A 24,268-nucleotide genomic window follows, 5' to 3' on the forward strand; every position below is an offset into this window, starting at 1 on the left:
GCGCGATAAGGTTGTTGAATGCGTGGACTGATGATCACGGCCCTGGTTTTCCCCCTCCTGGCGACGAGCGCGCCGGCGATCGCCCAGCAGCAACAGCCGCCCCCGCCGACCGATTCGGAGAAGATCCAGACCACCTCGGACGCCAACAAGGACGGCGTGGCCGGCGCGATCAGCGCGCCGCTGCGCGACGTCAACATCGTGCGCACCAAGATACCGCCGGTGCTGATGGAGGCGATGGGCGACCCCTACGCCCGCCCGCCCCGCGTCACCTGCGACGCGCTGGTCCGCCTGATCACGCCGCTGGACGCCGCCCTGGGCGAGGATTTTGATCAGCATCCGCCGGAAGAGAACGAGGACCTGATGGACCGCGGCCGCAAGGCGGCCGGCAGCGCCGCCCTGGGCGCGATGGCCAGCGCGGCGCAGGACATCATCCCGATGCGCGGCTGGGTGCGAAAGCTGAGCGGCGCCGAACGCCATGATCGTCTGGTGCAGAGCGCCATCGCCTCGGGCGCGGTGCGTCGGGCCTATCTCAAGGGCCTGGGCGAGTCGCGCGGCTGCAATCCGCCGGCCACGCCGCAACACCAGCCGCCCCCGCCGGTCGTCGTGGTCGATCCGGGCATGCCGCCGCCCGTGGATCCGAACGGTCCGCGCAAGCCGCGCTTCCCGATCAAGAACTAATTCAGGCGTTGTGGCGGGCCGCGAAGTCGCGGCGGAAGGCCTCGAACCGGCCCTGCGCGATCGCCTCGCGCATGGCCGCCGTCAGAGCCTGGAAGAAGGCGATGTTGTGCCAGGACAGCAGCACCTGGCCCAGGATCTCCTCGGCCTTGAACAGGTGGCGCAGATAGGCCTTGGAATAGTCGCGGCTGGCCGGGCAGTCGCTGGTCGGATCCAGCGGCGTATCGTCCTCGGCGAACCGGGCGTTCTTGAGGTTGATCGCCCCGTCCCAGGTCCAGGCCTGACCATGGCGGCCCGAGCGGGTGGGCAGAACGCAGTCGAACATGTCGACGCCCCGCGCCACCGCCTCGACCAGGTCGATCGGCTTGCCCACGCCCATCAGGTAGCGCGGCTTGTCGGCGGGCAGCAGGTCCGGTGCATAGTCCAGCACCTCGCACATCGCCGTGTGCCCCTCGCCCACCGCCAGGCCGCCGATGGCGTAGCCGTCGAAGCCGATGTCCTGCAGGCGCTGCGACGACTCGCGGCGCAGATTTTCGAAGGTCGAGCCCTGCTGGATGCCGAACAGCACCTGGCTGTCGCGCGTTCCGAACGCGGTCTTCGAGCGCTGGCCCCAGCGGGCCGACAGCTCCATGCCCTCGCGGGCCCGCTTCTCCTCGGCCGGCCAGGCGACGCATTCGTCCAGCTGCATGACGATGTCGCTGCCCAGCAGGTCGGCCTGGATCTCCATCGACCGCTCGGGGCTCAGCACGTGCTTGGAGCCGTCGATATGGCTGGCGAAGGTGACGGCCTCTTCGGTGACCTTGCTGATCCCCGACAGGCTCATCACCTGGAAACCGCCGCTGTCGGTCAGGATCGGCTTGTCCCAGCGCATGAACCTGTGAAGCCCGCCCAGGCGCTTCACCCGCTCGGCCGTGGGCCGCAGCATCAGGTGATAGGTGTTGCCCAGGATGATGTCGGCGCCGGTGTCCTTGACCTGATCGACGGTCAGGGCCTTGACCGTGCCGGCCGTGCCCACGGGCATGAAGGCTGGGGTGCGGATGTCGCCGCGCGGGGTCTTCAGCACGCCGGTGCGCGCCTTGCCGTCGGTGGCGGAAATCTCGAAGGGAAAGGCCATCAGAGGGTCTCGGGATCGGCGGGGAACAGCAGCGAGCTGTCGCCGTAGGAATAGAAGCGATAGCCCGTGGCGATCGCCCGCTCATAGGCCTCGCGCATGGTCTTCTGACCGGCGAAGGCGCTGACCAGCATGAACAGGGTCGACTTGGGCAGGTGGAAATTGGTCATCAGCACGTCGGCGGCGCGGAAGCGGTAGCCGGGAGTGATGAAGATCGCGGTCTCGTCGGCGAACGGCCGGATGACGCGATCCTCGCCCGTGGCGCTTTCCAGCAGACGCAGGCTAGTGGTGCCCACGCAGACGATCCGTCCGCCGGCGGCGCGCACGGCGTTCAGGGCGTCGGCGATCTCGCGGGTCACCTCGCCATATTCGGCATGCATCCTGTGCTCGGACACCTCGTCGGTCTTGACCGGCAAGAAGGTGCCCGCGCCCACGTGCAGGGTGACGAAGTGGAGGGAGACGCCCCTCGCCTTCAGCCGCTCCAGAAGATCGGGCGTGAAGTGCAGGCCGGCGGTCGGCGCGGCCACCGAGCCGTCCTCGCGGGCATAGACGGTCTGGTAGTCGGCGCGGTCGCGGTCGTCCTCGGCGCGCTTGGCGGCGATGTAGGGGGGCAGCGGCATCTCGCCGTGGCGGGCGATACCGATATCCAGGTCCGGGCCCGCCTGGTCGAAGGCCAGCAGCACCTCGCCGCCCTCATGCTTTTCCAGCACGGTGGCGTCCAGGCGATGCTCGTCAGAGCCGAACGCCACGCGGTCGCTAACCTTCAGCCGCTTGCCCGGGCGCATGAAGGCTTTCCAGCGATCGGGCGACACCCGGCGATGCAGGGTGGCCTCCACCGGCACCGGCGCGCCGTCGCCGCCGCCCGTCGTGCGGGCTTCGCGCAGACCCGCCAGCCGGGCCGGGATCACCCGCGTATCGTTGAACACCAGGGCGTCGCCGGGACGCAGGAAGTCGGGCAGGTCGCGCACGACGTGGTCGGCGAGATCCTGGCCCGGCCGAACGACTAGCAGGCGCGCGGAATCGCGCGGCTCGGCTGGACGCAGGGCGATGTTGTCCTCGGGCAGGACGAAATCGAAGTCGGAAAGGCGCATGGGGCGGCTTCAAGGACACGGCGCGGCTCGCAGGTCAAGATACGGCACGGGACGATCTGCGTGGCGGGCGCCGGGGTGGGAGGATCGAATGAAGGCGCTCGCATCGTTCCGCGGGGCCGATCGCGGATCGGCGCCGAGCGGATGCACAATATCGGCCACCGCGCTTTCGCCGACGACGGAGCCCATCGCCCTGTCTTATGGTCGTGCTAAGGGCAGAGCATGGATCTTCTGCTTCGACTCCTGAGCCTGATGTTTCGCGGTACGGCGCTGATGCTGGGCCTGGCCGGCACGGTGCTGGCCCTGGCCAGCCTCGGCGGCGCGTTCAGCGACCAGCTGGACGCCCTGACCCATTTCGCGCCCTTCTGGTTGGCCATGGGGCTGGCCGCCGTGGTGCTGGGGTCGGTGTTCGCGCGCGGCGATGAACGCAGGGCGATGGTGGGTCTTGGCCTGATCGCGGTGGTCGCCTGTTCGGTCCTCATGGGACCCGACCTGCTCGCCGCCGCCCGCGCCAAGCGCCTGGCCGCCCGCGCCGACGACCTGAAGATCATCCAGTTCAACGTCTGGCACGACAACCGCACGCCAGGAAAGGCGACACAGTGGCTTCTCGATCAGGACGCCGACGTGGTGGTCCTCGTCGAGGGCGGCGGCAGGTCGTCGCCGGTCGTCAAAGCCATGAAGGCCTATTACCCGTTCCTAGTCTCCTGCGCGGGCAAGCGCGTCTGCGACACTTGGATCTTTAGCAAGAAACGGATGATCGCGCGCGCAGGCCTCTATGAAGAAGGCAGGGAACTGCCCGGCGCCTGGGCGACGCTGGCCGACCCGAAGGGCGCGTTCACGGTGGCGGGCGTCCACTATGTGTGGCCGGTGCCCGCCGGACCTCAACAGCAGCAGGTCAAGCGGATGACCGACGCCATTGCCCGCTTCGACAAGTCCAGCACCATCGTCACGGGGGATTTCAACTCAACGCCCTGGTCGTTCACGATGAAGCGCCAGGACAAGGCCTTCGGCCTGGAGCGACGCACCCACGCCATGGCCTCATGGCCGTCGGGCAAGTTCTCCCGCATCGGCAACGCGCCCGCTCCGTTCCTGCCGATCGATCAGGTCTATGCGGGCAGCTCGTGGAAGACGGTCAGCGTTGAGCGCGGCCCGGCGCTGGGTTCGGATCACCGGCCGGTGATCGTCAGGCTGCGCCGGATCGCGCCGTAGCGTCTCGCGCTCGGATCATCGCAGCGCCTCCGGCACGGCAGACACGACCATCGCTCTTGAGGTCGCTACCCGCTTCCCACGGTATCCTGAAAGCCCGTCATCTCACGATGTACCCGCAGGATGCGGGGACAGGATGACCGGTCGCCCGAAGCGGACCTTCCGGAAGTCGGCTTCGGGTGGATGACGGACCTCCGATTCCCTCATCCCCTCAGTTGGCGATAGTGACGGACCTGACGCCGCCGCCCGACAGCGTGACCGGGGCGACGATGGTCCCGCCCCGCTGTTCCAGGTAGGCGCCCTGCTGGGACGGGAGCTCCCAGCTAACGACCACGGCGAGATGGTAGGCGCCATTGGGCAGTCCGGAGAACTGGAAGCGGCCGTGAGCGTCGCAGGTCGTGACCCGCGGCGCCCCGTCGAACGGTAGTCCTTCCCACCGGGTCGTCAGGATCAGGCCGCTACGTAACGGGCCGAAGGCCTGCTGCAGAAACGCGTCCGCTTCGGCGGTGGCGGGAATGATCCACGCGTGGCCGCCAGCGCAGGTGCGGGTCTGGCCTTCGCGCGTCAGCAACCCCTGTCCATCGACCTGATTACCCGCCGGCGTCGGCCCCGCGGGGGGAGCAAAGCCGAGGAGGCCCTGAGAGGAGGCCGCGGGCGATCTCGCCATGGGCTGTGACGGGCGCGGTTCGGGTTCGGACGCGAACCTGGGCGGTGGCGAGGCCGGCGGGCGCGGCGTTTGTCGCGCGGCCCACGCGGGTGGAGCCGGCGCCGAAAAAGCGGCGACCGTCGGCGGGGGCGGCGGACTTGCGGCTGCCAGGCGCGCGCCGCCGAACCTGTAGCCCTCCTCGAACGGCGCGCCGGGTACCTCGAAGGCGTACATCCCCGGATCGGTGCAGGCGGACGTGCTGCCGTTCACATAGGCCGCAGGCCTGACGGCCCCGGCGGCCGGCTGACCGGCCAGGAAGGCCCGGACCGGCGCCGGATCCAGATCAGGTCCCATTGCGGTCGCGCCGAGGTCGAAGCTGCCCAGATAGACGACCTCGCCCGCCTTGATCTCGAAGGCGGGCGAGCCGAGGCAGAGGCTCAGGACCGGCGCGAACCCCAGGCTGCTCATTCGCCAGCGGCCGGGCGCGACGGGCATGGCGATGAAGTCGCCGTTGGCTCCGAAGCTTACCAGATCGGGTCGGTGGTCGACGCTGGAGGCCGGGGTCTCCGGGCTGGAGCCTACACGCGTGAAGCTGACGCCAGCGCCGTTCTTCATGCCGCCGTTCGACACGCGGATCAGCACGATCCCAGCCTGAGGCGTCACCGCCGCAATCCCGGCGGGCTTCACGGGTTTCCTTGGCCACGCCTTGTCCAGCTTGATCCGCTCGGGGGGCATGAAGTTGGGGCCGCTCGCCTCGTCCAGGGTCTGGCCGTTCGCCGCCTTCAGGCTCAGCGAACCGTCGTTCTGATGCGCCGGCCTGATGGAAAAGCGTGGGATTGCTGCGTTGGCCGCGTCGTTGTTCCAGGCGCGGACGAGCGTCCCGGGCGGCGCGTTGGCGCCGACCCAGGGAGCGAGCCGGTCCATCAGCGCGGCCTGCGGAAGCGCGGCCAAGGCCTGGCCTTGGGCGTCGGACAGACGCACGACGCGCCAGCCTCGCACGACCATGCAGTTCTCCAGGCCAGCCCCGACCGTGCCGTGGTAATAGGCCTTGCCCAGCGCGCCGCCGATGAACATGCCCGCCAGGCCCATATCGGCGCCGTTGTTGATGACCTGATCGAACGAGCGCGTCGTCACCGCCTGGGACAGGCAAGCCAGGACGTCGGCGTTGTGGTCCTGGATGCTCGCGCCGGGCTGGTTGAAGTAGCTGTAGCCTAGGGTCATGCGCGACAGATGCACGCCCGGGCTGTCAGAATCCGCCGCCTTGGGCGCGGGCGCGGCGAGCGCCAAGACCGGCGTCGTCGCAAGCGCGCCAACCATCAAGAACCATTTCGCCAGTTTCATCGCCGCCCCCGTAAGCTCAACCGCGTGTAGAGTGGGGGTCGAGCGTTATCAATGTCCAAAGCTTGACCGCGCTTGAGAACCTCCGAATAGAGCCGACCTGATCAAGCTTGCGCGCGTGGCGGGCTAGCGCGTTGGCAAGGTCCACTCAGGGTCGACAGCCCCCTTCGCTCCCCCGCCGATTTCCGACGCGCCCACTCCCAACAAAGACGGCCCCGGATCGCTCCGGGGCCGCTTTCATGTTCGGTTGAGGCCGGATCAGGCGTCGGCGGCGATCTTGGCGCTGACGATCTTGCCCGGCGCGCGGGGCGGTTCGCCCTTGGGCAGCGCGTCGACATGCTCCATGCCCTCGGTCACCTTGCCCCAGACCGTGTACTGGCCATCGAGGAAGGTGGCCTCGTCGAAGACGATGAAGAACTGGCTGTTGGCCGAGTTGGGATCGGGCGTGCGGGCCATCGAGCAGACGCCGCGCACGTGGGCCTCGTCGGAGAATTCAGCCTTGATGTCGGGCTTGTCGCTGCCGCCGCGGCCGGTGCCCGACGGATCGCCGCCCTGGGCCATGAAGCCCGGGATCACGCGGTGGAACACCACGCCGTCATAGAAGCCCTCGCGGACCAGTTCCTTGATGCGCTCCACGTGGCCCGGGGCCAGGTCAGGACGCATCTGGATCGTGACCGGACCGCTCTCGAGCGTCAGGATCAGGGTGTTTTCGAGGTCGGCCGACATGGTCATCCCTTGGGTGTCGAATGGTGAACGCGCTTCTAGCGCGCTTTTCACCCCGCTGTGAACCATCGGTGGACCCGATTTGGCGGCTGACCTATCGGATATCGACCGGGACCGTCACATCACAGACGGAAAAATCGGCGCCCTTGGCCCCGCGCGCGCGCGCAACCTCGGCCGCGAACCATGGCCCCTTGGTGTCGATCACCCGCACCTTGGGCCGATCCGCAGGCGGAATGTCGGACAGCATCCGCACCTTTTCCATGCGGTCCTGCGGCGCGGCGACGGGTTCGCCGGTCTTGATCGCCCGCACCACCTCAAGCCCGCTGATCACCCGGCCAAAGGCGGTGTAGCGCTTGTCCAGCGAGGGATAGGGCTGGCGCATCAGGAAGAACTGGCTGTTGGCCGAGTTGTTGTCGTCGTCACGCGCCATGCCGACCACGCCCGGGCAATAGGTCCCCCAGGCCGAGACCTTTCCATCGGTCGTGACCTCGTGCCAGCTCCAGTTCTGGCTGACGACGGGCAAGGCGCCGATCAGTCCTACTTCCAGGCCGGCCGGCGCGGCGGCCGCGACGAACGGCGTCTCGGCGGAGCGGCGGAAGGTGAATTCGGCCTTCAGGTTGGGCTTGTCGGTTCCGCCGTCGCCGGTGTCCTTGGGATCGCCGGTCTGGGCCATGAAGCGGTCGATGACCCGGAAGAAGGTGCGGCCGTCATAGACACCGGCCCGGGTCAGGTCCCGCAGCCGCGCCACATGGCCGGGCGCGACCTGCGGAACCAGCTCGACGATCACCCGGCCCTTGTTGGTGTCGATCACCATCACGTCGTCGGCGGCCGGAACGCGCCAGTCGGCCTCGGTCGGCTTGGCCGGCCCGGCGGACCAGGAGACGGCCGGAGCCCCGATCAGGGCGACGCCGAGGACAACAGCGGCAGCGCGAGACGGCTTCATTTGACCTGCACCGGGATTTCGACGTCGCAATTGGTGAAGCTGGGGCCCACCTCGGCCCGGCGCTTGGCGACCAGGGCGGCGAAGGCGGGGCCCCGGGTGTCCATCACCTGGATGGCGGGGCGCTTGTCGGCCGGCAGGTCCGCCAGCAGGCGCACGCTGATCATCTTGTCCTGCGGATCGGGTACGGGCTCGCCGGCCTTGATGGCGCGCACCACGTCCAGGCCCGACAGCACCCGGCCAAAGGCGGTGTAGGTCTTGTCCAGCGACGGATAGTGCTGGCGCATGAAGAAGAACTGGCTGTTGGCGCTGTCGGGATCGCCCGCGCGGGCCATGCCCAGCACGCCGGGACAGAAATTGCCCCAGGCCGCCACCTTGCGGTCGGCGGTCATCACCGCCAAGGCGGTCGGCTGGCTGGTCACCGGCAAGGCGCCCAGGAATCCCGTCTCGTTGCTGCCGACCTTGGCCGACGCGCCCAGGGTCACGTCCGTCGCGCGCCGGAACGTGAACTCGGCCTTCAGGTCGGGCTTGTCGGAGCCGCCGGCGCCGGTGTTCTTCGGATCGCCCGTCTGGGCCATGAAGCTGTCGATGACCCGAAAGAAGGTGAGGCCATCATAGAAGTTGGCATGGACCAGTTCGCGGACGCGCTCGATGTGGGCGGGCGCGGCCTGGGGATTCAGCTCGGCGATGATCCGGCCCTTGTTGGTCTCGACCACCAGCACGTTCTGCGGATCGGGCGTGCGCCAGTCCGACGTCTGGGCCCCGGCCGTCTGGGCGACCGCGGCCGTGGCGAACAACGCCAGCGCGGCGGCGGAATGGGCGAGCTTCATGGATATCCCCGAGAAAAAGGCAGACGGGGCGTAGAACGACCACGCCCCTGCGACAAGTCCGCCCCGTGTTGAAGCCCATGATTTCGACAGCTTCACGGCAAGGCCGCGCGTTTCACGCCTTGCGGAGCTTGGACACCAGCTGTTCGCCCACGCCCGCAGGGACGAACTTGGAGATATCGCCGCCCAGGGCCGCGATCTCCTTGACCAGCCGCGAGGCGATGGCCTGGTGCCGGGGATCGGCCATCAGGAACACCGTCTCGATCTCGCGATCCAGCTGCTGGTTCATGGCCGTCATCTGGAATTCGTATTCAAAGTCGGCCACGGCCCGCAGGCCGCGCACGATCATCTGGGCGCCGACCTCGCGCGCGAAATGCATCAGCAGGCTGTCGAAGGGCCTGACCTCGATCGTGGCGATCTTGGCCAGATGCGCGGTTTCCCGCTCGAGGATCGCGACCCGCTCCTCCAGGGTGAACAGCGGACCCTTGCCGATGTTCACCGCGACGCCGATCACCAGCTTGTCGACCAGCTTCACCGCCCGACCGATAATGTCGAGGTGGCCGTTGGTGACCGGATCAAACGTTCCGGGATAAAGCCCGACCCTCATGCAACCCCCTGCGTATCGGCGGGCTACGGGGTCTCGTCCGCCCCGTTTGCCTCGCCCTGATCGTCAGCCTCGCCGCCACCGGCGTCGGCCAACCGTTCCACGCTCACGACGTGCTCGTCCTTCGCGGTGCGGAAGACGGTTACGCCCTGAGTATTCCGCGCTGCAACACGAATTTGCGCGACGGGGCACCGTATCAACTGTCCGGCGTCTGTCACCAGAAGGATTTCATCGCTGTCCTCGACCGGGAACGAGGCCGCCAGACGGCCGCCGCGCTTGGTCAGGTCCTGAGCCGTGAGGCCCTGCCCGCCCCGTCCTGTGCGGCGATAGTCATAGGCGCTGGTGCGCTTGCCGAAGCCTTCCGACGAGACCGTGAGGATGAATTCCTCGGCCGCGCCCAGCTGGGCGATGCGCTCGGGCGTCAGGCTGGCTTCGCCCACATCCTCGTCGGCCTCTTCCGGCGCCGGGGCGTCGTCGCCTTCTTCGCCAGCGGCGCGCAGCATGGCGCGGGCATGTTTCAGATAGGCGGCGCGTTCGGCCGGCGTGGCGTCGACGCCGCGCAGGATGGCCATGGAAATCACGCTGTCGCCGTCGGCCAGCTTCACGCCGCGCACGCCGGTCGAATCACGGCTGGCGAACACCCGCACCTCGTCGGCCGAGAAGCGGATGCAGCGGCCCACGGCCGTGGTCAGCAGGATGTCGTTCTCGCTGCCGCAGACGCCCACGCCGACAATGCCGTCGCCTTCGTCCAGCTTCATCGCGATCTTGCCGTTGCGGCGCACGTCCACGAAGTCGGACAGCTTGTTGCGGCGCACGCTGCCCGAGCGCGTCGAGAACATCACGTCCAGGCCGCCCCAGGTGGCTTCGTCCTCGGGCAGGGTCAGGATCGAGGTGATGGTCTCGCCCGGCTCGATCGGCAGCAGGTTGACGAACGCCTTGCCGCGCGAATTGGCGGCGCCAAGCGGCAGCCTCCAGACCTTCAGCTTGTAGACCTTGCCGCCCGAGGTGAAGAACAGCAGCGGCGCGTGGGTCGAGGCCGAGAACACGCGTGTGACCGCGTCCTCGGTCTTGGTCGCCATGCCCGACTTGCCTTTGCCGCCCCGGTGCTGGGTGCGGTAGCTGGCCAGCGGCGTGCGCTTGACGTAGCCGCCCATGGTCACGGTGATGACCATGTCCTCGCGGACGATCAGGTCTTCATCTTCCACGTCGGCGTCGCCGTCGACGATCTGGCAGCGGCGCGGCACGGCGAATTTCTCGCGCACCTCGACCAGCTCCTCGCGGACCACGGCCATGATATTGGCGCGATCCGACAGCAGTTCCAGGAAGCCGCGGATGGCTTCGGCCAACGATTGGGCCTCGTTGCCGATTTCCTCGCGGCCCAGGCCGGTCAGACGCGACAGGGTCAGGGCCAGGATGGCGCGGGCCTGCTCGTCGGTCAGGCGGATCAGGTCGCCGCCTTCCTGCAGGGTGCGCGGATCGGCGATCAGCTCGACCAGCGGCAGCATGTCGCCGGCCGGCCAGGCCTTGGCCACCAGGCGCTCGCGCGCCTCGGCCGGATCCTTGGACGAGCGGATGATGTGGATGAACTCGTCGATATTGGCGACGGCGATGGTCAGGCCCACCAGGACGTGGCCGCGATCGCGCGCCTTGCCCAGTTCGAACTTGGTCCGCCGGACCACGACCTCTTCGCGGAACTTCACGAAGACGTCGATCAGCTGGTGCAGGCCCATCTGCTCGGGGCGCTTGCGGTTCAGGGCCAGCATGTTGACGCCGAACGAGCTCTGCAGGGCCGTGAAGCGATAAAGCTGGTTGAGGATCACGTCGCCCGAGGCGTCGCGCTTCAGCTCGACCACGATACGCATGCCGTCGCGGTTGGACTCGTCGCGGATGTCGCTAACGCCCTCGATCTTCTTGTCGCGGACCAGTTCGGCGATGTGCTCGACCAGATTGGCCTTGTTCACCTGATACGGGATCGCGGTGACGATGATGGCTTCGCGACCGGCGCGGATCTCTTCCACCGAGGCCAGGCCGCGCATGATCACCGAACCGCGACCGGTCAGCAGGGCCTGACGCGGCCCGCTGCGGCCGATGATTTCGCCGCCGGTCGGGAAGTCGGGACCGGGCACCAGGTCCAGCAAAGTGTCGGTCGTGACCTCGGGATCGTCGATCAGCGCCAGACAGGCGTCGATGATCTCACCCAGATTATGGGGCGGAATGTTGGTGGCCATGCCGACGGCGATGCCGCCCGCGCCATTGACCAGCAGGTTGGGAATCCGCGACGGCAGGACCGAGGGTTCCTGCTCCTTGCCGTCATAATTGTCCTGGAAGTCGACCGTGTCCTTGTCCAGATCGGCCAGCAGAGACAGAGCCGGGGGCGCCATCCGGCACTCGGTGTAACGCATGGCGGCCGGCATATCGCCGTCGACCGAGCCGAAATTGCCCTGGCCGTCGATCAGGATCAGACCCATCGAGAACGACTGGGTCATGCGCACGAGGGTGAAGTAGATCGAGGCGTCGCCGTGCGGGTGATACTTACCCATCACGTCACCGACCACGCGGGCCGACTTCACATACGACCGATCCGGCGTATGTCCTTGTTCGTGCATGGAAAACAGCACGCGGCGGTGAACGGGCTTCAGACCGTCGCGCGCGTCCGGCAGGGCGCGGCTGACGATCACGCTCATCGCGTAGTCGAGATACGAGCGACGCAGTTCGTCCTCGATGAAGATCGGGGCGATATCCCCTCGCGGCCCTTCGGGAGGGGTAGTGATTTGATCGTCGCTCAAGGGGATTTTTCGCCGTCAGAATCGAACACGGAACTGTCAGAAACTGTTAGCATTCCCCCAGGGGCGACGCCACCTTTCCAGGACGGGCGCGCCCTTGGCCCGCTTGTTTTTGAAGGATTTCCCATGCGTCTTCCCCTTCTCGCCACCGCCCTGGCGATCACCAGCCTCGCCTGCGTCGGCGCCGTCTCCGCCCAGGTCGCGGGGGGTCAGTCCGCGACCGCCGAGGTCAAGGCGGGCGATGGCAAGGCGCTGGGAACCGCCACCCTGACCGAAGCGCCGCACGGCGTGCTGCTTCGCCTTGAACTCAAGGGCCTGACGCCCGGCTGGCACGGTCTGCACTTCCACGAAAAGGGCGACTGCGGGACGCCTGACTTCAAATCGGCCGGCGCCCACGTCCACACCACGGCCAATGTGGTCCACGGCCTGCTCAACCCCGACGCCAACGACAACGGCGACCTTCCCAACCTGTTCGCCGGCGCGGACGGCTCGGCCACGGCCGAAGTGTTCTCGCCCCAGGTCTCGCTGAAGGGCGCCGGCGGCCGCCCTGCCCTGCTGGACGCCGACGGCTCGGCCATCGTCGTCCACGCCAGCCCCGACGACTACAAGACCCAGCCCATCGGCGGCGCCGGCGCCCGGGTGGCCTGCGGGGTGGTGAAGTAGGCTTCTCTGCCTATAGCCGGCCAACGCCACTGGCCCCCTCCTGACCTGCTGCGCAGGTCGTCCTCCCCCGGAGGGGAAAGACGGCTGCGCAGCAGCCCGTAGGGGGCAAGTACGGGGACAGGGCTGCGCCCATCCCCGTACTTTTCAGACCAAAACTCAACCCGATCAACGCCTTGTAAAATAGTTGATCGCGCCAATCCTCCGCGCTGAAACCGCCCGCATAATCAATCTCACCTGACAGCACGGGAAGGGCGTCCGGCCGGCGACCAGAGGCGGCTGTCAGGGGTGATCGAGCGGGGCCACCGGAGTCGCGTGAGCGGGACCGGGCTGGGCTTAAAGGAAGGCGGGGGACGTAAATCCGCCTATCGGGGAACTCTCGTCGGAGGTCCCCGCCCGTCCGAAGGTACGTTCCGGGTCCTCCGGAATCGGCGTGGCTGCAGCTTGAGGGCTGGGTCCGTCGCGAGGAGGGCAGCCCGGATGGGTGCAAAGGGTTGAATGAGACCCGCGCGTGCCGGCCAGAGGGATAACGATCACGCGGAGCGTCTGTCTTCGTCGAAACGGTACTTAGAACTCACACATTCCGGGCGAGGCCCGGACGCTCCGCGACCCTTCCCATCAACTCGGCGGATTCCGCGCGAGGTCGCGGACACTTGCCCCCACCTGACCTGCTTCGCAGGTCGTCCGCCCCCGTAGGGGGCAGATGAAGGGCGGCCACCTCATCTTCCCCCTCCGGGGGAAGACGATCGCGCAGCGATCCGTAGGGGGCAAGTCCCGCCCGGCTAAACCGTCTCGGCCGCCATCGCCTCGGCCTTGACGGCCCGCTTCTCCGTCAGCGCCACCAGCGCCACGCCGACCATGGTCGCCGCGCCGCCGATCAGCAGTTGCGGCGTCAGCCGGTCGCCCATGAATAGGATGCCGATCGAACACGAGACCAGAGGCGTCAGCAGGAAATACGGCGTCACCCGTCCCGCCTCGCGCCGCTGGACCAGCCAGAACAGCAGGGCGCTGGCGCCGATGGTCGAGACAATGCCCGCGAAGGCCACGCAGGCCCAGGCGATCAAAGGCGCGCTCGTCACCCGCTCGACCACCCGGGGCTCGAACGCGAAGGACATGGCGATCAGGGTCGGCGCGGCCACCAGCGCCGTCATCCCCTGCACCTTCAGCGGCTTGACGCCCGGGGTCATGCGCACCAGCACGGTGGCCACGGCCCAGCAGGCGCAGGCGGCGATGATCAGGGCCACGGCCGGCAGATCGCCCGCGCCGTGAGGATCCAGGCTCATCCAGGCCACGCCCACGAAGGCGATGACCAGGCCAATCACCGCCGGCAGGCGCATGGTCTCGCCCAGCATCCGCCAGGCCGCGACGGCCGTGAACGGGATCCACAGCTGGCTGGCCACCACAAGCGGGCTCAATGACTTGCCCATGCCGAACGCCACATAGATCAGGCCAAAATGGATCGGCCCCGACAGCAGGATGATCCCCAGCAGCTTCTTGGGCTCGGGAAACGGCGGCCGGACGAACGGGAACAGGAACACCAGCGCGAGGGCGAAGCGAAGGCCGCCCACCATCATCGGCGGCAGATAGGCGGTCGCCACCTTGGCCGCGGCGTTGTTCAGCCCCCAGGTCAGGATGATCGCCACGATGGCGAGACGTTCCAGACCGGACAGGGGCGACTGCGAGGACATGGCCCGCTTGGACCAGACCCGGCGCTTTGGGTCAATCGACGGCGAGAACCCGACGCACGGCGCGGGTCAGAAGGGCGAGGTCCGCATCGGGCGTCGTGAAGGCCGGGGTCAGGTAGATGACCTTGCCCATCGGCCGGATCCAGACGCCCACCTCCGCGAACCAGGCGCACAGGTCGCTGACCGCGACGGGCGTGTCGAACTCCACGACCCCGATCGCCCCCAGCACCCGCACATCGACGACGCCGGGCGCCCGGCTGCAGGGCTCCAACCCTTCGGCCAGGGCCGTCGACACCCGGCTGACCTCAGCGCGCCACGCGCCATCCTCGAACAGGTCGAGCGAGGCGTTGGCCGCCGCGCAGGCCAGCGGATTGGCCATATAGGTCGGGCCGTGCATCAGGGCCGCCTCCGGGTCATCCGACAGGAAGGCCTGGAACACCCGCGTGCTCGCCACCGCCGCCGACAGCGGCAAGGTCCCGCCGGTCAGGGCCTTGGACAGGGTGACGATGTCAGGCTCGATCCCCGCCTGCTGCATGGCGAACATCGATCCGGTGCGGCCAAAGCCGGTGAATATCTCGTCGAAGATCAGCAGCACGCCATGGGCGTCGGCCAAGCGCCGCAGGGCCCGCAGGGTGTCGGGACCGTGCAGCAGCATCCCGCCCGCGCCCTGCACCAGGGGCTCGACCAGTATGGCGGCGATCTCCCCGCCCCGCTGCGTCAGCAAGGCGTCCAGCGCCGCCTCTCCATCGGCGTCGCGCGGCAGATCGGCGATGACCTGGGCCGGCATGACGCCCGAGAACAGGCTGTGCATGCCCTCCTCGGGATCGCAGACCGTCATCGTCGCCAGGGTGTCGCCGTGATAGCCGCCCCGGAACGACAGGAACCGCGTGCGGCCCACCTCACCGCGATTGATGTGGAACTGCAGGGCCATCTTCATGGCGATCTCGACCGCCACCGAGCCCGACTCGGCGAAGAAGGCATGGTTCAGGTCGCCCGGCAGCAGGTCGGCCAAACGCTTGGCCAGGCGATAGGCCGGCTCGTGCGCCAGACCGCCGAACATCACATGCGGCATCCGCTCGATCTGGTCGCGCAGAGCCTGGGCGATGTGCGGATGATTGTAGCCGTGGCAGGCGGTCCACCACGAGGCCAGACCATCGACCAGTTCGCGCCCGTCGGCCAGCACCAGCCGCGAGCCGTGCGTCGCGACCACCGGCAGCGGCGGCCGGGCGGTCTGCATCTGGCAATAGGGCCGCCAGACATGGGGCGCGCCTTGCGTGAGCCAGTCGGGGGTCATGGACGATCCTGCGTTACGCCTCCCTTTTCGTTGCCATGGGAGGGCGCCTTGCCTATGCCCTGCGCCCTGCCTTCGCAAACGGGAAACAGCATGCAGAGCCTAGACGCCTTCGCCGGCGATAAGCTGACGGCCTTGGAGGCCAAGAGCCTGCGCCGTACGCTCAAGCCCACCCGGAGGCTGGACGGCGCGGTCGTCGAGCGCGACGGCCGCCGGCTGATCTCGTTCTCCTGCAACGACTATCTGAACCTGTCGCATCACCCGGCGGTGCGCGCCGCCGCCGCCGAAGCGGCCCTGAACTACGGGGCCGGCGCTGCCGCCTCGCGACTCGTCACCGGCGATCATCCGCTTCTGGGCGACCTCGAAAAACGCTTGGCGCGGCTGAAGGGAACCGAGGCGGCCTGCGTGTTCGGATCGGGCTATCTGGCCAATCTGGGCGTCATCCCGACCTTCGCCGGACCCGGTGACCTGATCCTGATCGACGAACTGGCCCATGCCTGCATCTGGGCCGGCGCCAAGCTGTCGGGCGCCCGAGTGCTGGCGTTCCGCCACAACGACGTCGCCGACCTCGATCGCCTGCTGAAGGCCGAGCGCCCCGCCGCCCGCCACGCCCTGGTCGCCACGGACGGCGTGTTCTCGATGGATGGCGACATTGCGCCGCTCGACGCCCTGTCGGCGACCTGCGCGGCGCACGACGCCTGGCTGCTGTCGGACGACGCCCACGGGGTCGGCGTTCTGGCCGAGGGGCGCGGCTCGGCGGCGTTGTTCCCGGGCGCCGACGTCCCGCTGCAGATGGGCACCCTGTCCAAGGCCATCGGCTCGTACGGCGGCTATGTCTGCGGCTCCAAGGCCGTGATCGACCTGCTGAAGACCCGGGCCCGCACCGTCGTCTATGCCACCGGCCTGCCACCGGCCTCGGCCGCGGCCGCCTTGGCGGCGCTGGACATCATCGAGAGCCAGCCGGCCCTGACCGCCCTGCCCCTGGCCAAGGCCCGCGCCTTCACCGACGCCCTGGGCCTGCCTTCAGCGACCAGCGCGATCGTGCCGGTGGTGATCGGCTCAGCGGCCGCCGCCCTTGAGGCCTCGGCGCGCCTGGAGGCCGAGGGCTTTCTGGTGGTCGCCATCCGCCCGCCGACCGTGCCCGAGGGCACCGCCCGTCTGCGCATCGCCTTCAGCGCGGCTCACACCGACGCCGATGTCCTGCGGCTGGCCGAGCGGGTCGCCGATATCCGCGGGGGCCTCCCGGCATGAAAAGCCTGTTCGTCGCCGGCACCGGCACCGATATCGGCAAGACGCATGTCGCCTGCGCCCTGCTCCGCTCGGCCCTCGCCGAAGGCCTGACCGTCGACGCCTTCAAGCCCGTTGTCAGCGGTTTTGATCCCGACGACGCCGCCGCCAGCGACCCGGCCAGGCTGGCCGAGGCGCTGGGCGAGCCGGACGCCCTGACCCGCATTTCGCCGCGTCGCTACCGCGCGCCGCTGGCCGCCAACCTCGCCGCGCGGCTGGAGGGGCAGACCTTGCTGTTGACCGACCTAGTCGCCGACTGCCAGGCGCGGCTGGGCCGTGAGAACCGAGACCTGTTGCTGATCGAGGGCGCTGGCGGCGTGATGTCGCCCCTGACCGACGACGCGACCAATCTCGACCTGATGGTGGCGCTCGGCCTGCCCGTCCTGCTGGTCGCGGGCTCCTATCTCGGCACGGTCAGCCATGTCCTGACGGCACTGGAGGTCATCCGTTCGCGAAACCTGACCGTCGCCGCCATCGTCATGAGCGAAAGCCTGGACGCGCCCGACCTGACCCAGACCGCCGACTTGTTGCGAGACTTCGAGACCCGCGCGCCACTGGTCGTCGCGCCTCGCGCCAGGGAGTGGGATGGCTCAGAGCTCCTTCAGGCGATCCTTCACGGCCAAGCCTAGCCTCGCAGGTCATCCGAGAGCACCGAACGACAATGGGGCGGTCTCCGGAAGGAAACCGCCCCATCACCTTTGAAGTCGATTGAAGACTGATCCCTAGAACGGGATTTCGTCGTCCAGGTCAGCCGAGAAGCTCTCGCGCGGACCGCTGGGCTGGCTGCGCGCCGCGCCGCCGCCGTAACCGCCGCCGCCACCGCCGCTGGAATAGCCGTCGTCGCCGCCACCCGAGGACGCTCCAGCGCTGTCGCCACGACCGCCCAGCATGGTCAGTTCGCCGCGGAACTTCTGCAGCACGATCTCGGTGGAATATTTCTCGGCGCCGGTATTATCCGTCCACTTGCGGGTCTGGATCGCGCCCTCGATATAAACGGTCGACCCCTTGCGCAGATACTGTTCGGCCACCTTCACGAGGTTGTCGTTGAAGATCACGACCCGGTGCCACTCGGTCTTTTCCTTGCGCTCGCCCGACGTGCGGTCACGCCAGCTCTCGGAGGTGGCGATGCGCAGATTGGCGACGCGGTCACCGGAACCCAGGCTGCGGATTTCGGGATCGGCCCCGAGGTTGCCCACCAGAATGACCTTGTTGACGCTGCCCGCCATCGTTTCGACCTTGTTCTCGCCCGGCGACCCATGCGCCGGAATCTGATCAAGACGTTAACGGAGCGGGCAGGTCAACTCAATTTGTTCTCAATACGTTCTTGTGGACGACAGCAGCTCGCTATTGGGCCGGCGGCGCTTGACGCACCGCGCCCGGAACGGCCAGACGGCCGTCACCCGTGCGAACCAGCGACATGAAACGCGCGCCGTCGTAGGTCTGCCCCAAGAAGATGCCTTCCTTCTCCAGGAAGATGAAGCTGCCCTGATAGGCTCCCGTGAGGGTGCGGTTGGGACTACCCATCCGGACGAAGCGGATGCGCATGCCCTCCAGCGTGGCCGCGCACTGCTCCATCGTCTCGACGTTACGCGCCACGGGATTGAAGCGCAGCGTCTTGTCCTTGTTGGTGGCGACGTGGAAACAGACCCCCTTTTCGAAGGGAGCCGTGATCTGCTTTTCGCACGCCGACAGGGCCAGCGCTGCGGTCGTGACAATAACGGCGGTCAGGATCTGACGACGCATGAGCGATACTCGTCTTAGCCGGCCGCCGGGATCGAGCAGTTCGATCCCTGGTCGATCACGGCGTGGAAGGAACGGTTGTCTGACGATGCCTCGACGCGACCGGGCACCAGGCGAAGGGTTTCCTCGCCCCAACGCCCATAGGTCGCGCCGCCGGGCTTTTCGCAACGCCCGGCGAACAGGATCTGGGCGCAGGCGTTCAAGGTGATGTCGCCCGGCAGACGACGCCATTCGGCCCCCGAATAACGCCAGCAGGCGGCCAGGGGGATATTGCTGGCCGCAGCGGTGGGCGACGGCGCGGGTCCGGGTGTAACGGCGGACGGGGCCGGGACCTCGGTCGCGGCCGGCGGAAGCGGAGTCAGGACGGTACCCGCCTGGTCGGCCGCGGCCAGGGCGCCCGTCTCATCGACGCCGACATCGAGCGCGCCGGTGGCTACGCCGTTCTTCTTGGCGCATTCGGACAGGGTGGTCTCGCCCACGAACTGACCGCCGACGAAACAGCGCAGCGGACGGGCCGGATCGAGCTTGGTATCATCCGAACGGCCGGTCTCAACGATCAAGCCGGCGCGCGAGGCGGGCGGCGGCTCGGTCTGCTTGCCCTTCCCCATCAGGGCGATGGCAATGCTTAGGCCCGCCAGCAACGCCAAGGCGGCGCCGCCGACCCAGATGATCCGTCGGTCTTTCAGAAGTTCCATGAACACTGGCTACGACGCGAAGATGGCGCTTTCAAGCTTCACGGAGCCGCCAGCGCGACTAACCGCCCGTCAGGCGGTTCAGAGCGGCCTGATAGTTGGATATCTGGTTCTTCAGATAGGCGGGGACCGTGCCGCCGGCCTTGCCGGCGGTGTTGGCCGCGCTGCTGTCGACGCCAAGAGCGTTGTCGGCGATCTCGCGATAGGCGGTGCGGACGGCCGACATGGCTCGGGTAATCACAGAAGAGGCGTTCTTGCGCGCCGCTTCGGTGGTGATATCGAGTTCTGGCGAGAGCTGGAGGCCAAAGACCGGCCCCCCTCCGTCAGCCGACACCGTCTTGCCGCTCTCGGTCTTGGTGCCGCGCACCACGCCGGACGCGAGGCCAAGAGCAGACAGCACATCTGTACCGCCCTTCCCCGCGACGATCTCGATGGTGGACGTATTGTAGGCCGGGCTGATCTTCAGCTTTCGGTTATTGCCGTCGCTGGACGTTTCGACCTTGGCGCGGAACCCCGATGCGCGCTTGATCTTGTCAGCCAGGGTCTCGAGCGTGTCCTTGGCTTCGATCGTGACCGTCGTCAGCGTGCCACGCTCGCGAGTACGGATCTGGAAGGTGTCGCCGGCGCGCGCCGCGGTCGCCGACACGATCCTGTCGGACTGCGTGAAATCCATCGTCCCCTTTGGGAGACCAAAGACGTCCAGGCTGCTGGAGCCGGCCTTGTCCACCGAAACGGAGGTGGGCGTCGCGTAGCCGTCCTTGCCGGTCAGGCGCTGCGACCAGGACACGGCGCCGGTCGCCATATCGATCTGGGCGACATAGCCGTCCTTCTCGCCGACCGTGCTTTGCCCTTCAAGATCCTTGCCCGCAGAACCGACCAACCAGGCTGATCCATTGGCCACGGCCATGCCTGTGACCGTCTCGTCGCCGGCGCCGCCGTAATAAGCGAGGGTGTCGGCGCTGGTGTCGGCAAGATCCGTCGACATGCGACCGACGAAACCATCGGAACCGCCCGACGAGGCCGTCGTGGCGTTGTCGATATCCAAAGCGCCGTTCGACGTGTGTCCGCCCACATAGAGCTGGCCGCCGTCGATCTTCAGTCCCGCCAGGTCGCCGCCCTTCAAAGAGCCCAGATCCCGCACGGCGCCGGCCGTCAGAGTGGCGGACTTGGTATAGGTGACCGGTGTCGTGATCGTCACGCCGGTGGGCGTCATGGACGTCGCGTTCTCGGTAACCACGGTCGGGGCGACGGAGAAACTGCGCAGGATGGCGTTACCGCTTTCCTTGCCGGCAACGATGACCTGCGAGCCGTTGACGACGATGTCGGAGACGGTGTCATTTTCGGCGCTTCCGAACTTCTGGGTGAACAGCGCCTTGGGCGAGCCGTTCAAGTCGGTGGCGAAAGCCGAAAGATAGGAGTCATAGCCACCGCCGTTCGCGATGGTGGTCGAGCCTGGAAGATCGGACTTGGAGCGCCCTCCGACATACAGAACGCCGTCCGAACCGAAAGCAACGGCGGTGGCTTCGTCCTCGAGCATACCGCCCCGCCGGACGGTCCACTGCTCATCGCCCTTGGAGTCATAGCGGGTGACGAAACTGTCGGTGAGAGTCGTCGAGGTGGAATCCGAATTGATCGGCCCGTTCACCGCGCCTTGCAGACGTCCGGTCACAGATCCCGCGACGGCGGCGCTGCCATCATCTGCCACGGCGAGGGTCAGGCCGCTGGCCGTATCGGTCGCGCCCAGGCTGCGGGCATAAAGCAGGTGACCGGCGGAATCGTACTTGAGCAGGGCGACGTCCTTATCGCCCTTGATGACCTGGCCGCTGACATCCTTGGTCACGTCGGCCAGCATGTAGATCGAGCCGTCTGCGCCGGTCACCGACTTGCGGACGCTGGAAATGGTGCCCTGAAGGGTCTCGGAGAAGACCTTGCCACCGGGTTGGCCGCCACCCGCGGCGCTATATTTTGTCAGCGTGTTCTCGATGACGGCGTCATCGGTCTTGGTGTTCTTGTCGGGATCTGGATTGCCGGCCGCTGTGGTGATGTAGACCGCTGGAGAACTGGTCGTCGCCGTGAAAGTCAGTTGCTCGGTCGAATCACCCTTCACGCGCAGCGCGAAGTCGTCGCCCGTCGCCGGCAGGGTCACGGCCTGGCCATTGACCTGAACGGTCCGCGTCTCACCGATCTTGCGCTCGACGGCGAAGCTGGTCTCGAACCCCTCCGCCTTCAGCTTGTTGTTCATGAAGCTCACGACATTGGACATCGTGCGCGGGGTGGCCCCCATGTCCGCCAGATCGATGTTCACATTTGTCGTGACGCCGAATTTCTTGACCGCCATGTCGAAGCTGACGTTGCCCTGGAACTTGGGCACCACGTCATCGACCTGACCGCTGTAGATCGTGTCGGTGACATAGCCATAGACGTTCTTGGGCACGCCGACCGTCGCTCGGTCGCTGGCCATGACGGAACCGGCTGTCAGGCGCCCCTGCTCCAGATTCAGGTTCTGGGTATAGGTGGTGATTTCCGAAAGGCCCTTGGTCAGCGCCGTCTGAAGACGCTTCATCTCGCTGTCGGTAACGCCCTTTTCGGACGCCCGCGCGGCAAGCGCCGAGAGGGTGTTCAAAGCCTGATAGGTCGCGAAGAGTTTCTTGTAGTCCCCGCTGGCCCCTTTCAGACTGGTCTGATTGGCGGCTTCATCAACGAACTTGCGTCCAGCGAGGGCGGCTTTCACGAGAGCGCTGGGTTCAGTGGTCGTCGACAGCCAAGGAGCGCTGGGCACGACGGCCTTCGCCTTGCCGCCCGAGGTGGTGGTGGTGGTGGTCGCCGTCGACGCCGTTGCAGCACCAGTCTGGCCCGTGCGAGCCTGATAGTAGCCGAGCAGTGCGCTGGTGTCGAAAGTGATCACGGCCGATCCTAATCGGAGCGCAAGAGCACCCCATCCTTAAACTTGCGCCAGGAACCCTGAAGACTCATTAAGACCTTTGGTTACGCCGCAATTAGGTGGGCCTCGGTCAAGCCGCGCCGCGCCGCATCGCGCAAGCCGCTCCATTCCTCCGCCAGAATACCCAGCAGCACGACGTCGCGAGCCATTCCGTTCTTCAGAACATGTCCGCGCAGATAGCCCTCGCGCCGGAACCCGGAAGCCGCCTGCGCCTTGAGGGCCGCGTCGTTGTCAGCCATCACCTCAGCGAACACCTTGTGCAGACCAAGCTCACCGAAAGCGCGATCGAGACCAAGAACCTGCGCGGCGCGCCCTACCCCGCGGCCACGCGCTTCGGCGGAACCTAGAAACCAGTTCCATTCAGCCCGTCGGTGGTGGCTGAGCAGACCGGTAAGGGTCAGCAGCCCGGAAGGGGCGCCCCCCCGCGTGATAAGCCATCCGCGCTTGTCAGGGTCTGTTCGCAGCCCTTCAAACCATGCGGCATGAGCCTCGCGACTGGGAAAAGCCGCGTCGGACATCCAGCGGTCAACCTCGGGTTCGGACCGCCACTGAAACAGCACGCCCTCGTCCTCATCCCGCAAATCGCGAAGGTCGATCATGCCGGCCCGATTCCCCAAACGCCCTTGACTGTAAACTACCTTGCGCAAACGCCTGGGACTAGGCTTCTCGCTCCGCCAGCGAAGCTTAGCCGCCGTTGAAGAGCTTAAGGATGATTTGCGGCGCGCTGTTGGCGATCGACAGAGCCTGAGCGCCCAGTTGCTGCTTGACCTGCAGAGCCTGAAGGCGCGCGCTTTCCTTGGCCAGGTCAGCATCCACGAGGTTGCCCACGCCTGTCTCCAGAACGTCCGACAGCTTGGAAACAAAGCTGCTGTGCGCCTCGATCTGCTTGGCCTGGGTGCCAATATTGCCGACCGCCTGGTTGACCGCGCTCATCGTCGCGTCAAGACGCGTCAGAACTCCCGAGGCGTTGGCGAGGTTAAGGATGTCATCCGTCGCGGTCAGGGTATTGATCGTCCCGCCGAATGACAGATTTTGCAGGTTCAGCGTGATGGCCGTCCCTGCGTCCGCGTCGGCGAGGAACGAAATGTCGGTCGGCAGGCTGCCGTTCAGCAGGTTGGCGCCGTCGAACGTCGCGCTCGACAGAACCTGCGTCATGTTCTTCATCAGCCCCTGGAAGTCGGCATTGAGGGCCTGACGCGACGTCGTCGTGAGCGACGCGTCCTTCGCAGCGACGACTTTTTCGCGCATCAGGCTGAGAAGATCGGAAACCGATTCCCCCGCAGCCAACGCCACGTCAGCCACCGAAGTGGCCCTGTCGAGGCTCATCTTGACCGCTGACAGCGCGTTCATATCCGCGCGCTGTTCCTGGGCGATAGACCAGACGGCCGCATTGTCCTTGGCGCTGGAGATCGCCAGACCCGTGTTGATGCGGGTCTGAACGCCCTGCATGTCTTCGTTGGTCTGATTCAGATTTTGCAGTGCGATCAGCGCGGGCTGATTGGTATTGACGCTAAGCGTCATTCTCGGCCTCCGATCGGAAATTTTTTCCGGGTTTGGTTCGCATAACAACAGGCAAGCGAGCCCTCACGGAACCGACCGTAGGATCAGAAGGTAAGGTTATGGTTAACGAAAATAAACCATAACTAGCGTGCCCCGCGACCGAGCGCCGCAGAGCCTGAAAACGGGCTTCAGGTCAGGCCGTCGAAGACCGCGCCTGGGCCATAAGTGGCGGCGTGCTTGAGTTTCAGCACATCTTCCCGCGGCAGAACCTGCAGCGTCTCGCCGGTTCGGCGATCCACCGTCTTGTAGATAAAGAACCCCGTGTCCTCGTCCTGCTCGATCACAAGGCGAAGATCGCCAGGCTGAGGCTCCGACGAATCGGATCGCGAATCAGAAACGCCAACAACGCCCGCGGAAGGCTCCGGGGCGACGGGCGTATTGAATGGCCCCGACAGGGGCGGTTCGGCGGGTATCGCCGACAGAGCGGCTTTGGTTTCCATTTCTCCCTGCGCCGAAACCTTCGCGTCGGCG

The 24,268-nt window shown here is 67.0% G+C and carries 21 protein-coding genes and 1 pseudogene; 5 read left to right on the top strand and 17 right to left on the bottom strand.

All coding sequences use genetic code 11. From position 1 onward, the window contains the following. The first annotated feature begins 18 nt into the window (after positions 1 to 18). A complete protein-coding gene (locus ACQY9P_RS19110; protein ID WP_421737655.1) occupies positions 19 to 678 on the top strand; it encodes a hypothetical protein in 660 nt (219 codons plus the stop codon). Between the two features lies 1 nt (position 679). On the opposite strand, the gene tgt is transcribed toward ACQY9P_RS19110, so the two are convergent. Further along, positions 680 to 1,792: a tRNA guanosine(34) transglycosylase Tgt gene (tgt, locus tag ACQY9P_RS19115; RefSeq protein WP_421738291.1), complete on the bottom strand. Its 1,113-nt coding sequence runs from the start codon at positions 1,790 to 1,792 to the stop codon at positions 680 to 682. Then, positions 1,789 to 2,877, bottom strand: a complete 1,089-nt coding sequence (queA, locus tag ACQY9P_RS19120; RefSeq protein ID WP_421737654.1) for a tRNA preQ1(34) S-adenosylmethionine ribosyltransferase-isomerase QueA — start codon at positions 2,875 to 2,877, stop codon at positions 1,789 to 1,791. The genes tgt and queA overlap by 4 nt, the downstream gene beginning before the upstream one ends. Before the next feature lie 219 nt (positions 2,878 to 3,096). Here queA and ACQY9P_RS19125 point away from each other — a divergent pair, with 219 nt between their 5' ends. Further along, entirely contained in the window at positions 3,097 to 4,083 is a 987-nt protein-coding gene (locus tag ACQY9P_RS19125; RefSeq protein ID WP_421737653.1) for an endonuclease/exonuclease/phosphatase family protein, read from the top strand. A gap of 208 nt (positions 4,084 to 4,291) precedes the next feature. On the opposite strand, the gene ACQY9P_RS19130 is transcribed toward ACQY9P_RS19125, so the two are convergent. From ACQY9P_RS19130 to gyrA, 6 genes are all read right to left on the bottom strand, one after another. Further along, positions 4,292 to 6,067, bottom strand: coding sequence for a hypothetical protein (locus ACQY9P_RS19130; RefSeq protein ID WP_421737652.1), 1,776 nt, complete (start codon positions 6,065 to 6,067; stop codon positions 4,292 to 4,294). Positions 6,068 to 6,322: 255 nt separating this feature from the next. Beyond that, complete coding sequence (locus ACQY9P_RS19135; RefSeq protein WP_421737651.1) at positions 6,323 to 6,790, bottom strand: peptidylprolyl isomerase; 468 nt, start codon at positions 6,788 to 6,790, stop codon at positions 6,323 to 6,325. Positions 6,791 to 6,881: 91 nt separating this feature from the next. Next, positions 6,882 to 7,730 (bottom strand): peptidylprolyl isomerase, encoded by an 849-nt coding sequence (locus ACQY9P_RS19140; RefSeq protein WP_421737650.1) that lies wholly within the window; start codon positions 7,728 to 7,730, stop codon positions 6,882 to 6,884. Next, positions 7,727 to 8,557 carry a peptidylprolyl isomerase gene (locus tag ACQY9P_RS19145; protein ID WP_421737649.1) on the bottom strand — a complete coding sequence of 277 codons (831 nt, stop codon included), beginning with the start codon at positions 8,555 to 8,557 and terminating at the stop codon, positions 7,727 to 7,729. Before ACQY9P_RS19145 ends, ACQY9P_RS19140 begins: the two co-directional genes overlap by 4 nt. Before the next feature lie 112 nt (positions 8,558 to 8,669). Continuing rightward, entirely contained in the window at positions 8,670 to 9,161 is a 492-nt protein-coding gene (gene coaD / locus ACQY9P_RS19150) for a pantetheine-phosphate adenylyltransferase (RefSeq protein WP_421737648.1), read from the bottom strand. Between the two features lie 23 nt (positions 9,162 to 9,184). Continuing rightward, the gene (gyrA, locus tag ACQY9P_RS19155; RefSeq protein WP_421737647.1) at positions 9,185 to 11,944 is read right to left on the bottom strand and encodes a DNA gyrase subunit A; all 2,760 of its coding nucleotides are present in this window, start codon (positions 11,942 to 11,944) and stop codon (positions 9,185 to 9,187) included. A 123-nt stretch (positions 11,945 to 12,067) separates the two neighbouring features. On the opposite strand from gyrA, the gene sodC reads away from it, so the two are divergent. Next, entirely contained in the window at positions 12,068 to 12,604 is a 537-nt protein-coding gene (gene sodC, locus ACQY9P_RS19160) for a superoxide dismutase[Cu-Zn] (protein WP_421737646.1), read from the top strand. A 779-nt stretch (positions 12,605 to 13,383) separates the two neighbouring features. Here the strand turns inward: sodC and ACQY9P_RS19165 are convergent. Together ACQY9P_RS19165 and ACQY9P_RS19170 are read right to left on the bottom strand one after the other, a co-directional pair. Then, a pseudogene (locus ACQY9P_RS19165) lies at positions 13,384 to 14,324 on the bottom strand (DMT family transporter). Next, complete coding sequence (locus ACQY9P_RS19170) at positions 14,321 to 15,580, bottom strand: adenosylmethionine--8-amino-7-oxononanoate transaminase (protein ID WP_421737645.1); 1,260 nt, start codon at positions 15,578 to 15,580, stop codon at positions 14,321 to 14,323. Before ACQY9P_RS19170 ends, ACQY9P_RS19165 begins: the two are co-directional and overlap by 4 nt. Positions 15,581 to 15,670: 90 nt before the next feature. Here ACQY9P_RS19170 and bioF point away from each other — a divergent pair, with 90 nt between their 5' ends. Then, positions 15,671 to 16,828, top strand: coding sequence for an 8-amino-7-oxononanoate synthase (gene bioF, locus ACQY9P_RS19175; protein ID WP_421737644.1), 1,158 nt, complete (start codon positions 15,671 to 15,673; stop codon positions 16,826 to 16,828). After that, positions 16,825 to 17,493 carry a dethiobiotin synthase gene (gene bioD, locus ACQY9P_RS19180; RefSeq protein ID WP_421737643.1) on the top strand — a complete coding sequence of 223 codons (669 nt, stop codon included), beginning with the start codon at positions 16,825 to 16,827 and terminating at the stop codon, positions 17,491 to 17,493. The genes bioF and bioD overlap by 4 nt, the downstream gene beginning before the upstream one ends. A 93-nt stretch (positions 17,494 to 17,586) precedes the next feature. Here bioD and ssb read toward each other — a convergent pair whose 3' ends face one another. The 7 genes from ssb to ACQY9P_RS19215 all read right to left on the bottom strand — a co-directional run bounded on the left by ssb (position 17,587) and on the right by ACQY9P_RS19215 (position 24,237). Next, positions 17,587 to 18,090, bottom strand: a complete 504-nt coding sequence (gene ssb / locus ACQY9P_RS19185) for a single-stranded DNA-binding protein (RefSeq protein ID WP_421737642.1) — start codon at positions 18,088 to 18,090, stop codon at positions 17,587 to 17,589. 118 nt (positions 18,091 to 18,208) lie between these two features. Further along, complete coding sequence (locus ACQY9P_RS19190) at positions 18,209 to 18,607, bottom strand: hypothetical protein (protein WP_421737641.1); 399 nt, start codon at positions 18,605 to 18,607, stop codon at positions 18,209 to 18,211. A 14-nt stretch (positions 18,608 to 18,621) separates the two neighbouring features. After that, positions 18,622 to 19,299 (bottom strand): hypothetical protein, encoded by a 678-nt coding sequence (locus ACQY9P_RS19195; protein WP_421737640.1) that lies wholly within the window; start codon positions 19,297 to 19,299, stop codon positions 18,622 to 18,624. A 58-nt stretch (positions 19,300 to 19,357) separates the two neighbouring features. Continuing rightward, on the bottom strand, positions 19,358 to 22,201 hold the full coding sequence (locus ACQY9P_RS19200; RefSeq protein ID WP_421737639.1) for a hypothetical protein: 2,844 nt from the start codon (positions 22,199 to 22,201) through the stop codon (positions 19,358 to 19,360). 80 nt (positions 22,202 to 22,281) lie between these two features. Then, a complete protein-coding gene (gene pseH, locus ACQY9P_RS19205; RefSeq protein WP_421737638.1) occupies positions 22,282 to 22,836 on the bottom strand; it encodes a UDP-4-amino-4,6-dideoxy-N-acetyl-beta-L-altrosamine N-acetyltransferase in 555 nt (184 codons plus the stop codon). A gap of 85 nt (positions 22,837 to 22,921) precedes the next feature. Further along, the gene (locus ACQY9P_RS19210; RefSeq protein WP_421737637.1) at positions 22,922 to 23,758 is read right to left on the bottom strand and encodes a flagellin; all 837 of its coding nucleotides are present in this window, start codon (positions 23,756 to 23,758) and stop codon (positions 22,922 to 22,924) included. A 167-nt stretch (positions 23,759 to 23,925) separates the two neighbouring features. After that, the gene (locus ACQY9P_RS19215; protein ID WP_421737636.1) at positions 23,926 to 24,237 is read right to left on the bottom strand and encodes a hypothetical protein; all 312 of its coding nucleotides are present in this window, start codon (positions 24,235 to 24,237) and stop codon (positions 23,926 to 23,928) included. Positions 24,238 to 24,268: the final 31 nt, after the last annotated feature.

The organism is Caulobacter sp., from assembly GCF_965279145.1.
GTDB lineage: Bacteria > Pseudomonadota > Alphaproteobacteria > Caulobacterales > Caulobacteraceae > Caulobacter.

Coding starts and splice junctions, on each gene's coding strand:
- ACQY9P_RS19135 (WP_421737651.1), bottom strand. CDS start 6,790: ATGTCGGCCGACCTCGAAAACACCCTGATCCTGACGCTCGAGAGCGGT.
- ACQY9P_RS19190 (WP_421737641.1), bottom strand. CDS start 18,607: ATGCGTCGTCAGATCCTGACCGCCGTTATTGTCACGACCGCAGCGCTG.
- ACQY9P_RS19145 (WP_421737649.1), bottom strand. CDS start 8,557: ATGAAGCTCGCCCATTCCGCCGCCGCGCTGGCGTTGTTCGCCACGGCC.
- ACQY9P_RS19210 (WP_421737637.1), bottom strand. CDS start 23,758: ATGACGCTTAGCGTCAATACCAATCAGCCCGCGCTGATCGCACTGCAA.
- bioF (WP_421737644.1), top strand. CDS start 15,671: ATGCAGAGCCTAGACGCCTTCGCCGGCGATAAGCTGACGGCCTTGGAG.
- pseH (WP_421737638.1), bottom strand. CDS start 22,836: ATGATCGACCTTCGCGATTTGCGGGATGAGGACGAGGGCGTGCTGTTT.
- ACQY9P_RS19130 (WP_421737652.1), bottom strand. CDS start 6,067: ATGAAACTGGCGAAATGGTTCTTGATGGTTGGCGCGCTTGCGACGACG.
- coaD (WP_421737648.1), bottom strand. CDS start 9,161: ATGAGGGTCGGGCTTTATCCCGGAACGTTTGATCCGGTCACCAACGGC.
- queA (WP_421737654.1), bottom strand. CDS start 2,877: ATGCGCCTTTCCGACTTCGATTTCGTCCTGCCCGAGGACAACATCGCC.
- bioD (WP_421737643.1), top strand. CDS start 16,825: ATGAAAAGCCTGTTCGTCGCCGGCACCGGCACCGATATCGGCAAGACG.
- ssb (WP_421737642.1), bottom strand. CDS start 18,090: ATGGCGGGCAGCGTCAACAAGGTCATTCTGGTGGGCAACCTCGGGGCC.
- ACQY9P_RS19140 (WP_421737650.1), bottom strand. CDS start 7,730: ATGAAGCCGTCTCGCGCTGCCGCTGTTGTCCTCGGCGTCGCCCTGATC.
- ACQY9P_RS19170 (WP_421737645.1), bottom strand. CDS start 15,580: ATGACCCCCGACTGGCTCACGCAAGGCGCGCCCCATGTCTGGCGGCCC.
- ACQY9P_RS19110 (WP_421737655.1), top strand. CDS start 19: ATGCGTGGACTGATGATCACGGCCCTGGTTTTCCCCCTCCTGGCGACG.
- ACQY9P_RS19215 (WP_421737636.1), bottom strand. CDS start 24,237: ATGGAAACCAAAGCCGCTCTGTCGGCGATACCCGCCGAACCGCCCCTG.
- ACQY9P_RS19125 (WP_421737653.1), top strand. CDS start 3,097: ATGGATCTTCTGCTTCGACTCCTGAGCCTGATGTTTCGCGGTACGGCG.
- sodC (WP_421737646.1), top strand. CDS start 12,068: ATGCGTCTTCCCCTTCTCGCCACCGCCCTGGCGATCACCAGCCTCGCC.
- ACQY9P_RS19195 (WP_421737640.1), bottom strand. CDS start 19,299: ATGGAACTTCTGAAAGACCGACGGATCATCTGGGTCGGCGGCGCCGCC.